This window comes from Desulfitobacterium chlororespirans DSM 11544 (assembly GCF_900143285.1).
Lineage (GTDB): Bacteria > Bacillota > Desulfitobacteriia > Desulfitobacteriales > Desulfitobacteriaceae > Desulfitobacterium > Desulfitobacterium chlororespirans.
Window position 1 is genome coordinate 38,371 of record NZ_FRDN01000007.1, and the last position, 15,334, is coordinate 53,704.

The 15,334-nt window shown below is 45.9% G+C and carries 18 protein-coding genes; all 18 read right to left on the bottom strand.

Annotated elements, in window-relative coordinates:
* Positions 1–425: translation initiation factor IF-2 N-terminal domain-containing protein (locus BUA14_RS10865; protein ID WP_178371676.1), on the bottom strand; the 425-nt coding region annotated here is incomplete at its 3' end.
* Between the two features lie 43 nt (positions 426–468).
* Positions 469–765, bottom strand: coding sequence for a L7Ae/L30e/S12e/Gadd45 family ribosomal protein (locus BUA14_RS10870; RefSeq protein ID WP_005807689.1), 297 nt, complete (start codon positions 763–765; stop codon positions 469–471).
* Entirely contained in the window at positions 759–1,028 is a 270-nt protein-coding gene (gene rnpM, locus BUA14_RS10875; RefSeq protein ID WP_026183746.1) for an RNase P modulator RnpM, read from the bottom strand. The genes BUA14_RS10870 and rnpM overlap by 7 nt, the downstream gene beginning before the upstream one ends.
* A gap of 9 nt (positions 1,029–1,037) precedes the next feature.
* Positions 1,038–2,519: a transcription termination factor NusA gene (gene nusA, locus BUA14_RS10880; RefSeq protein WP_072772636.1), complete on the bottom strand. Its 1,482-nt coding sequence runs from the start codon at positions 2,517–2,519 to the stop codon at positions 1,038–1,040.
* A 46-nt stretch (positions 2,520–2,565) separates the two neighbouring features.
* Positions 2,566–3,024, bottom strand: a complete 459-nt coding sequence (gene rimP / locus BUA14_RS10885) for a ribosome maturation factor RimP (protein ID WP_072772637.1) — start codon at positions 3,022–3,024, stop codon at positions 2,566–2,568.
* Positions 3,025–3,211: 187 nt separating this feature from the next.
* A complete protein-coding gene (locus tag BUA14_RS10890; protein WP_072772638.1) occupies positions 3,212–4,090 on the bottom strand; it encodes a DUF6612 family protein in 879 nt (292 codons plus the stop codon).
* Positions 4,091–4,289: 199 nt separating this feature from the next.
* Positions 4,290–4,571 carry a hypothetical protein gene (locus BUA14_RS10895; RefSeq protein ID WP_005807700.1) on the bottom strand — a complete coding sequence of 94 codons (282 nt, stop codon included), beginning with the start codon at positions 4,569–4,571 and terminating at the stop codon, positions 4,290–4,292.
* A 525-nt stretch (positions 4,572–5,096) separates the two neighbouring features.
* The gene (locus BUA14_RS10900; RefSeq protein ID WP_015944728.1) at positions 5,097–5,285 is read right to left on the bottom strand and encodes a hypothetical protein; all 189 of its coding nucleotides are present in this window, start codon (positions 5,283–5,285) and stop codon (positions 5,097–5,099) included.
* 458 nt (positions 5,286–5,743) lie between these two features.
* A complete protein-coding gene (locus BUA14_RS10910; RefSeq protein ID WP_072772640.1) occupies positions 5,744–6,274 on the bottom strand; it encodes a hypothetical protein in 531 nt (176 codons plus the stop codon).
* 224 nt (positions 6,275–6,498) lie between these two features.
* Positions 6,499–7,341, bottom strand: a complete 843-nt coding sequence (locus tag BUA14_RS10915) for a TIGR03915 family putative DNA repair protein (RefSeq protein WP_072772641.1) — start codon at positions 7,339–7,341, stop codon at positions 6,499–6,501.
* Positions 7,320–8,627 carry a putative DNA modification/repair radical SAM protein gene (locus BUA14_RS10920; RefSeq protein ID WP_072772642.1) on the bottom strand — a complete coding sequence of 436 codons (1,308 nt, stop codon included), beginning with the start codon at positions 8,625–8,627 and terminating at the stop codon, positions 7,320–7,322. Before BUA14_RS10920 ends, BUA14_RS10915 begins: the two co-directional genes overlap by 22 nt.
* Positions 8,628–8,810: 183 nt before the next feature.
* Complete coding sequence (locus BUA14_RS10925; protein ID WP_072772643.1) at positions 8,811–9,365, bottom strand: hypothetical protein; 555 nt, start codon at positions 9,363–9,365, stop codon at positions 8,811–8,813.
* Between the two features lie 178 nt (positions 9,366–9,543).
* Positions 9,544–9,744, bottom strand: a complete 201-nt coding sequence (locus BUA14_RS10930) for a type II toxin-antitoxin system RelE family toxin (protein WP_242954632.1) — start codon at positions 9,742–9,744, stop codon at positions 9,544–9,546.
* A gap of 30 nt (positions 9,745–9,774) precedes the next feature.
* Positions 9,775–10,032 (bottom strand): hypothetical protein, encoded by a 258-nt coding sequence (locus BUA14_RS10935; protein WP_015944735.1) that lies wholly within the window; start codon positions 10,030–10,032, stop codon positions 9,775–9,777.
* A 164-nt stretch (positions 10,033–10,196) separates the two neighbouring features.
* Positions 10,197–11,924 (bottom strand): proline--tRNA ligase, encoded by a 1,728-nt coding sequence (locus tag BUA14_RS10940; RefSeq protein WP_072772644.1) that lies wholly within the window; start codon positions 11,922–11,924, stop codon positions 10,197–10,199.
* Positions 11,915–13,009 (bottom strand): flavodoxin-dependent (E)-4-hydroxy-3-methylbut-2-enyl-diphosphate synthase, encoded by a 1,095-nt coding sequence (gene ispG, locus BUA14_RS10945; protein ID WP_072772645.1) that lies wholly within the window; start codon positions 13,007–13,009, stop codon positions 11,915–11,917. Before ispG ends, BUA14_RS10940 begins: the two co-directional genes overlap by 10 nt.
* Positions 13,010–13,021: 12 nt before the next feature.
* On the bottom strand, positions 13,022–14,086 hold the full coding sequence (gene rseP / locus BUA14_RS10950; RefSeq protein ID WP_026198962.1) for an RIP metalloprotease RseP: 1,065 nt from the start codon (positions 14,084–14,086) through the stop codon (positions 13,022–13,024).
* A 98-nt stretch (positions 14,087–14,184) separates the two neighbouring features.
* Complete coding sequence (locus BUA14_RS10955; RefSeq protein WP_072772646.1) at positions 14,185–15,330, bottom strand: 1-deoxy-D-xylulose-5-phosphate reductoisomerase; 1,146 nt, start codon at positions 15,328–15,330, stop codon at positions 14,185–14,187.
* Positions 15,331–15,334 lie beyond the last annotated feature (4 nt).

The following is a 15,334-nucleotide window of genomic DNA, read 5'->3' on the forward strand; positions in this document are numbered from 1 at the left end:
TGAGGGCGATCTCCCATCGGTCTCTGCCCCTGAGGATGGTCTCCCATCGGTCTCTGCCCCTGAGGGCGATCTCCCATCGGTCTTTGTCCTTGGGGACGATCTTCCATCGGTCTTTGCCCTTGGGGATGATCTTCCCTTTCTACTCGGGGACTTTCCACTTGCGAACCTTGAGACTTGTCACGATTCCCTTCAGCCGGCCCTTGCGTTAAGCTTTTGCTTTCCGGGGACGAAGCGCTTTTTCTAGGTTCTGCGACTTGCTCTTTACTCTGCGGTTTCTGAATTCGAGTCCGAAGACGATTGGCATCCTGATCTTCGACGGCACTCAAATGGTTCTTTACATCGACACCTATACTTTCCAGGCGACTCATCACTTCTTTGCTGCTTAAATTTAATTCTTTGGCTAATTCATGAACACGTATACTCAAAATACCACCCCCACATATTCAGCGCACATTATCTTTCCAGGCGTCAACTCCTTATCTTTAATATGGCCTTGGCAAATCCTTCGTCCATAATCAAAACCGTTGATCTTGGGGAGAGCCCAATGGCAATCCCCAGGTCCTGCTTAGTCCCCAGTATCAAAACCGGCAAGCGAAGGTCTTCCGCCCATTTCCCATATTTTTTATGAGTTCCAGGAGCGTCTTCAGCCAAAATGAGAAGAAATCCCTTCCCCTTCTTTAGCATAACTTCTATTTGTGACTCTCCGGAGGTAATTTTCCCCGCTCTTCGGGCTAATCCTAAGAGTGAGTAGATTCGTTCTAGCACTCTCTACCCAACTTCCTTTCCAATTCCTCAATCACTTGAGGTGCCAGTTCAATTTCCAGGGCTTTTTGGAACCGCTTACCCTTTACTGCTGCTTTAAAGCACTCGATATTCGGGCAAATGTATGCGCCACGGCCATTCCGTTTACCAGTGAGGTCAAGCTCCACGGCTCCTTCTGGTGTGCGAACTACGCGAATGAGCTCCTTTTTCGGCTTCATTTCTTGACAGCCCAGACACATTCTTAGCGGAATTTTGCGTGTCTTCATAGCATTCACCTACCTTTTGCCTTTGGCTTTCTTCTTTTTCTCCTTGCGGCTGTTTTTCTCATCCGCCTCAAAATATTTCATCATGGACCGATCCCGTTCCGTCAATCGTTCTTCTTTGTCGCCTGACCCTGTGTAGGCATCGTCTCCCCCAGCACTTTCTCCTTTAGGCTCCCCATTCTCCGGAGTCGCTGCATATTCTCCGTTCTCTTCGTAGGGAAGTTCTTCATTCTGATAAGCAGTGGATTCCTCATACTCGGAATTCTCATCATAAACCAGCTCATCATCATAATTCTCCTCATAGGTCGCGTTTTCATCGTAGTCCCCATTCTCTTCATAGTCATCGTATTCGCTATAGTCTTCATATTCATCGTAGTTTTCATACTCTGCATAATCAGCGAATTCGTCGTACTCTTCGTATTCTCCCTGGGCTTCATTCTGATCGGGAATAAGATTTTGGGCCAGGGCCTGGGACTCACTCTTAATGTCAATCTTCCAATTGGTCAGCTTGGCGGCCAAACGGGCATTTTGACCTTCTTTGCCGATCGCCAGAGATAATTGATAGTCAGGAACTACGACCAAAGCCACTTTCTCATTAGGTTTAGGGTATACTCCCACAACTTTGGCCGGGGAAAGGGCATTAGCCACAAATTCCTCAGGATCTGTGGAATAATTGACGATGTCTATCTTTTCGCCCTTCAGCTCAGTAACAATGGTTTGAACCCGGCTGCCTTTCGGTCCTACGCAAGCCCCCACAGGATCTACATTGGCATCCCGGGAATAAACAGCGATTTTAGAGCGGGCTCCCGCCTCCCGGGACACCCCTTTGATCTCAACCAGTCCGTCATGGATTTCCGGCACTTCCAGTTCAAACAAACGTTTAATCAGACCCGGGTGGGTACGGGAGAGCATGACCTGAGGCCCTTTGGTTGTTTTTTTGACTTCTACCACAAAGGTCTTAATCCGCTCAAAGGGTTGATAAGTCTCACCAGGAATTTGTTCCTGCGCTGTCAGAATGGCCTCTACCTTACCTAAATCAACAATGACGTTTTTCTGATCATAGCGCTGAACAATTCCGGTAACGATATCCCCTTCCCGGTTGATATATTCATCGTAAATCATGCCCCGCTCAGCTTCACGAATTCTTTGCACTACTACTTGTTTAGCTGTCTGAGCCGCAATCCGCCCAAATTCACGGGGCGTGACTTCGTATTCCACCACATCATCGATGGCATAGTTGGGGTCAATCTTCCGTGCTTCCTCCATACTTACCTGAGTTCTTGCGTCTTCAACCTCTTCCACCACGTTTTTCCGGGCGAAAACTTTGAACTCTCCAGTCATGCGGTCGATATGTACCCGAACATTCTGTAATGAAGCAAAATTTTTCTTGTAAGCAGATATCAGGGCAGCTTCAATGGCTTCAAACAGAATATCCGCTGAGATCCCTCTGTCTTTCTCCAATTCATGGAGGGCCTCAATGAACTCCATATTCATTTTTTATTCTTCCCCCTTATATTATGTTCCAAAACATATCACTCCACTAGAACTCAAAGGTTAGATTAGCTTTATCTACTATCGCTCTGGGGATGGCCATCTTTTCCTTTTCATATTCCAAAACGATATCATCCTCAATTAAACCCACTAAATAACCGGTAAATTCTTTATATCCCTGATAGATTTCTTTGGTCAGGACCCGGACGAGCTTTCCTGTAAACCGTTCAAAATCTTCATCTTTCTTTAGCGGGCGTTCCAATCCCGGTGAAGAGACTTCAAGCATATACGCTTGGGCTATCGGATCATGCTTATCCAATACCTCGCTTACCAAATGGCTTACATTCGTGCAATCATCGATATCCACTCCGCCCTCTTTATCGATATAAATGCGGAGATACCAATGTGCACCTTCCTTAACATATTCGACATCAACCAGCTCAAGGCCTTGTTCGGTTATCACAGGTGCAATGATCGCTCCAACTTGTTCCATGATGGATTCTCCCATAGCCATCCTCCTCTTATTTTAATAACCACTATGACTAGTGTTGCGAGGTTTTCATGAGTTATACAAAACAAAGGAAAGAGTGGGTTCAAGACCCACTCCTCTTCGGCTGCAATAGAATTTCTCTTCTATAAACTATAGCACATACTGGGAGATAGTGCAAGCTATTTAAAATGATTCGTTAATTTCTTTAAGATGTTGGTAATTCTACCTCCGGGGCGTTCATAGCTTCCTCGGGAATAACGAAGTCCTGGGCGCTATTTGGGTTTAAAATCGTGTATTCCATAAATATTTCCGCATTAGCGAAGATGTCTTTTATCTCTGCAGGCATATTTGGCTCTTCAGCCAGAGCTTTACCTAAGTTTCTCATATTCTCGGATAGATCCATCTGACACTTCAGCGTATCAAGAGTATTTTTATCAACCCAGATTGTATAGACCATATCCCCTATCTGGGAAAAGACATCCCCATTGATCAGACCATTCCCTAAGCCAAGCATATCGCCGGCTGTTTCCTGAAAAATCTGGTCAAAGATATCTCCTGAGGCTACTAGCTTTATCTTTAAGGCATCTTTTCCGTCAATTTTTTCTTCCCCAATGATTTCCGCCGAGACAAGATGGTCCATAAACAATTTAAGGTTATCCTTGGGGTCCATATACATCGTTTCCATCATGGCCGGGTCATCAAAGGTGATTTTTTGCCAGTTGTTTTCGATATTCTGATAGACAGCCATTTTTTCCGCATTTTGCTCTGCATACTGCTCTATCGTCATTTTTTGACCCATGCCAGGAATTGTGGTTTCCATCACCATTTTCATTTTCATAGGGTTTTGAAATATGACTCCTTTTCCTGTCATGGACATATCCAGAGCCTCGTCTCCTACAGAAAACTTCATATTCATGATCATATCCATATCATAGCTCTTCAGCCCATACCACTTTGCAAAGGATTCCTCAACCATCTGTTTGGGGCTTTTTCCTTCGCTTACGTTAGTCGTCCCCGTAGAACAGGCTACCAGAGCTAGTGTACAAATGAACATAAGTATAAGCGATACTATCTTTTTATTCATTCCAGCTAAGCACATCCTTCTTATCAATTTTGATAGGGCTTCGAAAATTATAGGTACTGATTTAATATTAGCATAGATATCCCGCTTCTGATAGCTGAATAATATGGGAAGGAAGCGATGGCTAGTCTATAAAATATTTTAGACTCAAATGTTGCAGCGCTGCATCATTTGAGTTGCGGCAGGAACGCTTTGCAGATTCTTATCCCGCAAAAAGCATTAGAAACAGTTGAGAAAGCAGCAATACCCCAGAAAACATCATCATTATAAGCTTTTTTGATCTATAGTAAAACACAAAAGCCGCAAAACCAATTAACGGTATAAGAATATTTATCCAGCTCATGTGCCCTATCATTCCTACGGTAACATGCGTAACAAATTTGCTGTAAAGAGCCAATGCAGCTAAATAGAAACTGCTTAAAGCCAAAAGTACAACAATTGTATTTGTTAGATATAGCAAAATCTTCTTTATTTTAATGTTCATTATACATACCTCCTTGGTTTAAATAATCTTTTGTGAAATTCATTTACAGCAGTTTCTGGGGTTTTTCATGTTCATTGGTAAAATAATACTGAGTAGAAGTTTCCATAACATGAGAAAACACTACTTTGTCATATCGGTTTCAAACCTCAAGTCAACGAATCTGACTAGCAAAATTGATTTTCCTACATCTCTTCTGTTTTATAAAAATATCCTTTCGAAATAAAAATTCTTAATGATATTGTTAAGATAGATAACAGAAATAAATCTATAAATTCAATATAGAATAAGTTTGCTATGGCACTCGATGAATACGAATTAGATTTTTGAAAATGCCCTGATGACATCGTACATTGAATGAGCCCCCTATAGCAAACATTATTGCTATTGCCTGCATAATGATTGCCAATAAATAGGGAGTTCTCTAAATATTATTTGCATTATGTATCCTCCGAATAATCCTTCTTCAAATAAAGCAACGCCTAAGAAATATAATTCCTATTAAGCCCTGAAATATATGGAAAGTACCTATTCTTTCCCTTTCTTACCCTTTAAAAAAAATCCTAAAACGATCAACACTACGCCAGGGATAACATTTATTGAGATGCTATCCGGAGTAAACATGGGAAAAGGGGGATTTGTGCTGAATGAAAGGATCGCTATACCTAGCATATATATCAGGCCTAATATCTGGATGATAAATCCGAGTTTTTTCATAAAAGTCTCCTTTTCGCTCTTATCGCCGACGACATAAACTCAAATGGTGCACCGTTGCACCATTTGAACTACAGGCACATGGTCAGTTTAAAGGCATAGTCCAAAAAGCTCTAAAAGCAACTGGTGTGAGGAGGCAAATTACCAACCGGTTGGTAATTTGGCCATTCCTGCAATCGGCTCATCATTCAGCTTCTTTCAACAATAAGCCCATCATTTCAACCATATATAAAGGCAAGTTCAGCAGCCTGTCCTCGCGTCTATAATCAGCCATGGAGGCGCGGATGGAGAGCTCCGGTCGAAATTTTTCCTGATACATTTTCAGGCTTTTCGCCTTCAGATTCGTTTCCGCACAAAAAATACAACGATATTTGATTCCAGTAATACACTTTTTACAACGATACCTGTACAATAAGCAGCATTTACAAAGAAATTACCAATCAATTGGTAATTTCGCCATTTCATTCTCCGGCTTTAAGTGCCTTTTGGATGATACCTGAATCCACAGAAAGATCTTCTATAGTCACTTTTTGTCCCTTTGGGCCAGTTACCCACTCTTTGAATTTCACACAATAAAAACCTGGAATCCCCATTTCATTTTCCGTAAGCTCCATAGCCCCAGGTATCGGTTGATTTGGCGAATAAATTACCTCCAGCTCCTGACGCCAAGTCCATCCTGCTTGCTCACCAGATAAATATTGCCATAATTTTGCCCTTTGCCAGGCACCAGGCAAAGGAGTTTCGCCCGTTAACATTGGGGCAAAACGCTTATCCCACTTTCTTTCCAAAAACATGACATCGATTGCTTCAGGGTCCCAAGCAGCAGCCGGTTGGTTATGAATGAAAGCTTCCCAATTGTCCAAAGTCCCCTTAAATGATCTTCCTTGGGGATTATAGCCATAATCATCAGCAGCAGCCAATACTCCTAAGGGGATAAATGAGAATATCCATACGAGTAAAACTAATGGAATTAACCTCTCCTTGCTCTTCATGCAATCTCTCCTTAAATTTTTAATACCATATAATGGCATTATTTCGTTGCAAGAGCGGCAATTCCTCCCTAAAATTGCTAATTTAGTAAAAATTTAATATTTCTTTAAGTCCATCTGAACATAATATAACCCCCTGCCATAAAATAAATGGCGGGAGGTTTTTGATGGGTTGCCTATGGGTCAAGCCTCCAAATTTCCAAGCGCTTGGAAATTTGCTCCTCAGGCTAACTGCGGTCGGGTAGCATTGGCTGCTCCCCTAGGATGAGTTTCTTTCCTTGGAACTTATCTTCCTTAGCCTCCCCCGCTTTAACCTTCTGCTCAGGATAAAACTCCGTCAGATGCTTCCAAAAGCGTTTAGGCATGAAATTCATACGGCAGCGGGGATTATCCCTGCTTGCAATGGCAATGGTTTTATAGAATTGCTGCCAGAGACGGCGATATTCCACTTCCTTTTCTTCCGGCTCCGGCAACTCCCACTCTTCTACATCCACGATCTCAACTCTGCCTGCTTGGTGAATGAGAGCGGCCTTATGGGTTTTGTCAAAAATCATAAAGACCTCATTGGGGTAACGGTTTGAGAAGTGATAGGCCAGCAGAGGCAAAACGAAATTCTCCGGTTCAATCACCGCAACTAAGGCCTCATTATAAACCGAAAACCGGACAAATCCTTTATAACGATGACTTTCATTGGTCAAGTTCCTTACGGCTTTCTGCAAGGCATGGACATTGTCATCAGTCAGCATTCCCATGACTTTCCCTCCTAGCTTATACCCTAGCCTTAGGAAAAGGAAAATCAAACGTTCCTTTTGTGGGGTACAGGTCAGGAAGCCCAGCTTCACCAGTTCCTGTGCTTCCAGGGAAATCCTGACGGGAATGGAATCATACACCCGCTGAGCTTTTTGGCGATCTGTCTCAATAGACTTGAGGATATCAAAAAGGCCAGGCTGACCTTCCGGCGGGAGAATGTCGCAGGGAATTTCTTTCTGCTCATAGCTCGCAAAGACACAGCACATAAGCCCTTCAAAGCTTCCGTCGTATTTGTAGACTAAAGTTGCCCCGTCAAACATTGAATCACATCCTCTCGGGAAAGGGGCGGTTCCTCAAATAAGGCTAACTGCTGGGGAGCCTGGGAAGGAAGGCCGGCGATGACCCGCTCGGACATCAGAGCCTGCATCACATTGTGGGGAGCCACCTTAAGCCCCGCCAGGGTTTTTCCTTTGCAAAGAATAAAGTACTGAGCACGCTTAAGGACAACGCCCAGCTTTTTCAACCCGGCAAAATCCAGATGGGCTATTTTCCGTGCCCGCAAAATCCGGCGGGCACTGGTCACACCGATTCCCGGTACCCGCAGGAGCATTTCATAAGGAGCCTGATTGATCTCGACGGGGAACTGGTCCAGGTGATTAAGGGCCCAGTTGCATTTGGGATCCACATGCAAATTAAAATTCTGATGGCCTTCATCCAACAGTTCCCGGGCTTCAAAACCGTAGAACCGCAGGAGCCAATCCGCTTGATAAAGGCGATGCTCTCTCAACAGGGGAGGCTTTACTGAAACTGCCGGGAGCAGGCTGTGTTCAGCAACCGGTATGTAGGCCGAGAAAAAGACCCGTTTCAGCTGATACTTCTTATACAGGCCCTCCGCCAGGGTCAAAATCTTATAATCGGTATCCGGTGTAGCACCAACGATAAGCTGAGTACTTTGACCTGCGGGGACAAATTTCTGAGCATGGCGGTATTTGATCAGATCCGTAGTATTTTCCGTTATTTTACCTTTGATGAGGCCCATAGGCCGGAGAATAGCTTCCTTGCTCTTATCGGGAGCTAAAAGCTTCAGGCTCTCCTGAGATGGGAGTTCAATATTAACGCTGACCCGGTCCGCCAGATAGCCCAGCCGGGTTAGGACCTCATTATCCGTACCGGGAATAGCTTTAACATGAATATATCCGGCAAACCGATACTCATGGCGCAAAAGTTCCAAAGTCTTAATCAGTAGTTCGGACGTATAGTTGGAGTTTTTTATGACCGCCGAACTCAAAAACAGTCCCTCAATATAATTGCGGCGATAAAAATTAATTGTCAGGTCGGCAAGCTCCCGGGGAGTAAAAGCAGCTCTGGGAACATCATTGGAGCTGCGATTGATGCAATATTTACAATCGTAGACACAAACATTGGTCAGCAACACTTTAAGCAGGGTTATACAGCGGCCGTCTGCGGCAAAGCTATGGCAGATCCCGGCTGCTACCGTATTGCCGATGCTGCCTGGCCTGCCCTTCCGCTCGACTCCGCTGGAAGTGCAAGCCACATCATATTTCGCGGAGTCTGTTAAAATCGTGAGTTTATCAAATACATCCATATCCGTTCCCTCCATTGATAAGAATATCATATAACAGAACATACATTCTTTCAAGAAGGATTATCTGTTCTTTTTAAGCAAACTTTATCGTTTTATCTTTCTTAAAATAATCAAGGCAGCGAAAGAATAGCCCGCTGCCTTTTTGATCCCTATATCACTCTAAATCTATATTTAGGTCCCACTTTATGGTTCAACATAGCCGCTTAAAAAAATTATTTCCCCCACTTGGTTATAACCTACAATTTTAGTTAATATTCCGTCTGAAGGATTCAAAAAGACAAACCATATCTTGCCTTCTTCGTTGCCGACAATGCGAGCTTTCTTTACAATATCTGAATTCTTAGTTAGGACGCCGATACTAGCGATATCCTCTCTTAGACTTTCACCATACGCTAAGGGAAAGGAGCTTTTCACATATCCTTTCGTAGAGGGAAAATATTGAGCTGTTACTTCATCTATTCCAGTATGCTCTCCGCCGGACACCCATTTCCAGCCACTGTTGGTCCGTTGAACATATCCAGCCGCTATGCTGTGAGCCTCCCCATCATTGATCCCTTTATGATAGAACACCACTTCTCCGTCATTTACTTTCTCTCTATGGAGAATCGCCACAACCTCCCTCCCGGATCTTTCTATAGCTTCCTCAATAGTTCGTCCTGAAGGATGATGTGTGTTGTTAAACAATGTTCCTATAATTCCAAAAATCAAGAGCAATATAACAGCAAACAATCTACCCATATTTCCCTCCACACCTACCAATAAAAATCATCAGCTATTGCTGATATTCTACATGCAAGCAAAAGTTCCTCTATTTTCCAACCCGGTATGATTATGAGTAAATCAACGTTACGATACAAAAGCCATACTCTATAAAAAAAAGCTGGTCTCCCATAATATAAGGACAATCAGCTTTTACTTATTTATACACTCCTCCACGGGAGTCTATCACCTGAATGTAGATAATCTTTTCAGTATGACTGATCTCAAAAAGTATGCGGTATGAGCCAACGCGAAGACGGTACAACTTCTTGTAGCCTTTCAGGAGCTTTATGTCACCGCTAGGAGGAATTTCTAAAAGACCTGCCAGCCCTTTTGCAATACGCTCTTGGGCAGACACGTCCTGTTTGGCTAGAATTTTACCGCTTCCTTACGGTAAATCAACCTGTAATCCGAATTCACGCTTAGCATCCTCCCCTGTAACGTAACCGTCATCACTGTTAAGCTGGCGAAGTTCTTCTTCAGTTAGAGGTTCATCATCCGGGTCCGCTTGATTAATTTGTTCCCACCCCTCTTCTTTTTGGGTGGAACGGTTTAATAGATACTGCATGAAATCAAAAACAGTTTTTTGATCATCTTCAGGAAGACGCTCGACTAAATTATGAATATCTTCTTTTCTTATAACCATGAGCCTAACCTCCTATAATATCCACTAATGTAAAATTATCATTCCCACTAAGTAAAGTCAAGGATTGGAAAAACCCTAAAACTAACCTGGTTGAAAAATAAACCGGGAGATGCCTTTACAGCTCCTCCCGGTCATACCGCTCATATTATGCCGCGCTATCGCGCTTACTTAACGCCTAATGCTTCCCGAATCATTCCCTGGATACGGCCTGCCAGTTCTTCCACCTTCACCAGCTGGACTTCCCCGGTCTTGCGCTCCCGTAGCTCGACTTCGCCATTGGCTAAGGTCTTGCTTCCTACAGTAACTCTCAGGGGATAACCCACAAGGTCCGCGTCTTTGAACTTGACTCCGGGGCGCTCATCCCGGTCATCCAGGACGGCTTCCACTCCGAGCTTCAGCAGTTCTTGGTATAACGTCTCACCCGTTTCACGAACCTGGTCATCCTTCATGTTGACAGGTACGACGATCACATGATAGGGTGCAATGGGAATAGGCCAGATGATGCCATCCTTATCATTGTTTTGCTCAATAGCCGCAGCCATGGTACGGCTGACCCCGATACCGTAGCATCCCATAACACAGGGATGTTCAGCTCCGTTCTCATCCAGGAATACGGCATTGAGAGCTTTGGAGTATTTGGTGCCCAGTTTAAAGACCTGGCCCACCTCGATGCCCCGTGCTTCTTTGAGAGGGCTGCCGCATTGGGGACAAGGTTCCCCGGCGTTTACCATGCGCAGATCAAGAATCTGATCGATGCGGAAATCCTTCTCCGGCACCGCATCCACATAATGCTTGTCCTCAGCATTGGCGCCGCAAACAGCTTTCGCCATCAGAGGCACTTCCAAATCAGCAACCACCGTTAAGTTCTTGGGTGCACCTATGGGGCCTACATAGCCTGGTTCGCAGCCCAGTTTTTCCAGTACAGCCTCAGGGCCGGCCAGCTGGAGATTGATAAAAGGACCAAGGGCATTGTTCACTTTGATCTCATTGATTTCCCGATCTCCCCGAACCAGAACCAAGATGAGTTTATCATCGCCTTGATAAAGGAGGGATTTGACCAGATCACTCTTGGAGACCTTCAAGAATTCAGCCACCTGCTCAATGGTCTTCGTTCCAGGGGTATCCACGCTGCGATAAGCTCCTATGGGAGCATCAACCGCCACAGGGGCGGGCTTACATTCAGCCTTCTCTACATTGGCGGCATAATCGCAATCAGGGCAATAAACTACGGCAGCTTCCCCGGATTCAGCCAGGACCATGAATTCATGTGTGCCGCCCGTGCCGCCAATGGCTCCGGCATCCGCTTCCACCGGACGGAAAGACAAACCACAACGGGTAAAGATCCGGGTATAGGCATCATACATTTTCTTATAGCTTTCAGCCAAGCCTGCTTCATCCCGGTCAAAAGAATAGAGGTCCTTCATAATGAACTCCCGGCCCCGCATTAAACCAAAGCGGGGGCGCCGCTCATCCCGGTATTTGTTTTGGATTTGATAAAGCAGCAAGGGCAACTGTTTATAGGAACGGATTTCACCCCGTATCAGATCGGTAATGATCTCTTCATGAGTCGGTCCCAGGCAGAATTCCCGATTGTGGCGGTCATTAAGGCGCATCAGCTCCTGTCCGTATAGATCCCAGCGACCGCTCTCACGCCAGAGCTCGGCAGGCTGAATAATCGGGAGCAGGACTTCCTGTCCTCCCTTGGCATCCATTTCCTCCCGGACGATTTGTTCGATTTTGCGCAATACGCGCAAGCCCAAAGGCAAGTAGGTATAGATGCCGGCTGCGGATTTACGAATTAACCCCGCCCTGACCAACAATTGATGACTGACGACTTCCGCCTCGGCAGGAACCTCCCGCAGAGTGGGATTGAGAATTTGGCTTACACGCATGAGTGCTGCTCCCTTCCATACTGTTTCACATAATTTTCAATTTCCGCAAGTAAAGCGGGCAATAGTTCTTCTTCCGATAAACGGGCAACAATCTCCCCTTTTTTAAAGAGCAAGCCCATGCCTTTGCCTCCGGCAATACCAAAATCTGCTTCCCGGGCTTCTCCAGGCCCGTTGACCGCGCAGCCCATCACGGCAACTTTCAAGGGCCGATCCAAAGGGGGCAGATGGGAAAGCTTGTCCTCCACCTTCTCTGCTAATTCGGCAAGATTCACCTGAGTCCGGCCGCAGGTAGGGCAGCTGATCAGCTCCACTCCCCGGTTCCTTAACCCGAGAACTTTTAAAATCTCCAGGGCTACCGGAATCTCCTGAACAGGATCTCCGGTAAGAGATACACGCAGGGTATCTCCTATCCCTTCGGCTAAGAGACTGCCGATACCTACCGCAGATTTTACTACTCCGGAACGTACTGTTCCTGCCTCAGTGACTCCTATATGGAGGGGGTAATCCACCCTTGCCGAGATCTTGCGGTAAGCCGCCAGCATCAGGGGAACATGGGAAGCTTTTAAGGAGACTTTGATTTTGTCATAGCCTTCTTCTTCAAGCAAGTGGATATGCCCTAGAGCACTTTCCACCATGCCCTCAGGAGTGACCCCCTGATATTTTTCCAGAATTTCTTTTTCCAATGAGCCGGCATTGACCCCGATCCGTATCGGTATCTCTCTTTCTTTACAAGCCCGGACCACCTCTTGCACCTTCCAGCGGGCACCGATATTGCCCGGATTCAGTCTTAGCCCGTGCACACCTTGTTCGATAGCCAGCAAAGCCAGCTGATAATCAAAATGGATGTCGGCAATAACGGGAAGTTCGCTCTTCAAGGCGATCTCCCCGAGAGCGTGGCCTGCCTCCCGATCCAGTACGGCCAGCCGCACCACCTCACACCCCGCCCGGGCCAAAGCTTGAATCTGCGCCAGGGTACCGGGGATATCCCGGGTATCTGTATTAGTCATGGATTGGACGACGATAGAGCTGCCTCCCCCTATGGTTACGTCACCAATCTTTACTGTTTTCGTCAGCTTACGCTCCACATTGAAGCCTCCTTAGCCTTTGCCGGTGAAGAGTTTTAAAATATCCTGATAGGTTACAGCCAGCATCAGGCACATTAAGAAAACAAAGCCCAGGAAATGAATAAAGTTCTGCCGTTCGGGATTCATCGGTTTACCCCTCAATCCCTCAATCAGCAAAAAAACCAGGTGGCTTCCATCCAGGGCCGGAATGGGAAAAAGATTAAGCAGGCCCAGTTGGATACTCAATATCCCGATAAATCCCAGATAATTCTCCCAGCCTGATTCAGCACTTTGATCGATAGCCTGAACAATGGCTACCGGTCCTCCCAATTCAGCCTTGGTCTCACCTGTGATCATCTGAGTTAAAGTGACCAGGATCAAACGAGTGAAATTAATGGTTTGTTCCAGTCCATAGCGTGCCGCTTCCAGTAGGGTCGTCTTCTGATAGATCACTTCCGGACTAATCCCTACCAGGCCATTTCCTGAAGCGGGGTCTTTTTGAGTCCCTATGGTGAGGGCTCTTTGTACTCCCTGGTGCTCAACCACCAGCACAACCTCTTGATCCGGCTTAATATGAATCGCTTGGGTTAAGTCCGTCCAGGTAGGAGTCTCCACGCCATTGACGGAAACAATCTTATCCCCGGCTTCAATCCCTGCGGCTTGAGCGGGCATTCCTTCAACAAGGGAGCCCACCACATTGGTATTGGTTGCCGTGGCGATACCAAAATAAGCAAAGACAATCATGAACAGGAAGATGGCCAAGACTAAATTCATAATGGGTCCTGCGGCGATAACCGACATACGCTGCCACACTTTTTTATTGCCGAAGCTCCGCGGATCTGTGGTAGCAGCTAAAACCTGGTTCCCATTTTCATCTGTCTCAGCATCCATGCCATAGAGTTTCACAAAACCGCCTAAGGGAATCAGCCTTAGGGAGTAGGCGGTTTCTTTACCTTGGAAACCAATGATCTTCGGCCCAAAGCCAAAAGCAAACTCCAAAACCTTGATGCCGTTTAAACGAGCCACAATAAAATGACCCAGTTCATGAATCATCACCAACAGCCCGAAAGCAAATACCACAGCTATAGCACTTACCAAACTAAACCCTCCTCCATTCCCCACCATGAATGGGTGTCTTGCTTGTGTTTCTCTTAATCTTATACCAATCTATCTTCAACTATGCCTTGTCTTTCCTTCTAACCATGGATGAGCTCTTCTGTACGGATACGAGCCCAATGATCCGCATTAAGTATGGTTTCCAAATCCGTGGCATCTAACACATCATGTTCCGAGCAAACCTTATCCACCAAGCCGATAATTTCCAGATAAGCTACCCTGCGTGCTAAAAAGGCATGAACCGCAACTTCATTGGCGGCATTCATCACAGCCGGCAACGTTCCTCCCCGTTTTCCACAAGCATAAGCAAGCTTCAAGGCAGGAAAATCATAATCCTCCGGGTCAAAAAAGGTTAAGGTCTTTCCCCGTAAATCCAGTCGTTCAAAGGGATTAGGCCAGCGGGTCGGATAAGTTAAGGCATACTGGATAGGCAAACGCATATCCGGTCTCCCACATTGAGCCAGAACACTCCCGTCACAGTATTGAACCATAGAATGAATCACACTTTGCGGGTGGATCAAGACTTCAATCTGATCATACTCCATATGGAAGAGGTGATGAGCCTCGATAACTTCCAGGCCTTTATTCATCATGGTGGCCGAGTCAATGGTTATCTTTGCTCCCATTGCCCAATTAGGATGCTGAAGAGCTCTTTCCGGAGTGACCTCCTGCAATTGTTCTTCAGACCACCCCCGGAACGGACCGCCGGAAGCCGTCAGGATAATCTTGTCCAGAGTACGCGGATCTTCTTCTAAGCATTGGAAGATGGCCGAGTGTTCACTATCCACGGGAAGAATGGTTCTGCCCAGCCTTTGGGCTGTTCTCATAACCAAATCGCCGCCGGCAACCAAGGTTTCCTTATTAGCTAAGGCGATGTCTTTCCCCGCCTTCAAGGCCTCCAGGGTCGGCTCCAAACCAATGCGGCCGCTGATGGCGGTTACCACCGTATCCGGCACCTCATCCGTAACGGTACGCAGGAGCCCCTCCATCCCGGAAACCACTTCAATATCCAGATCCGCCACCCGTTGTTTTAATTCCCGGGCAGCCTTTTCCTCCATCAACCCGATGATCCGAGGCTTAAATTCCCGGGCCTGGAGTTCAATTTCCTGGACGTTCTTCCCTGCCGCTAAAGCAAAAACCTCTAACTGTTCCGGATTTTGACGCACAATATCCAATGTCTGGGTGCCGATAGACCCTGTAGAGCCTAAAATTGTCAATCTCTTCACGCAC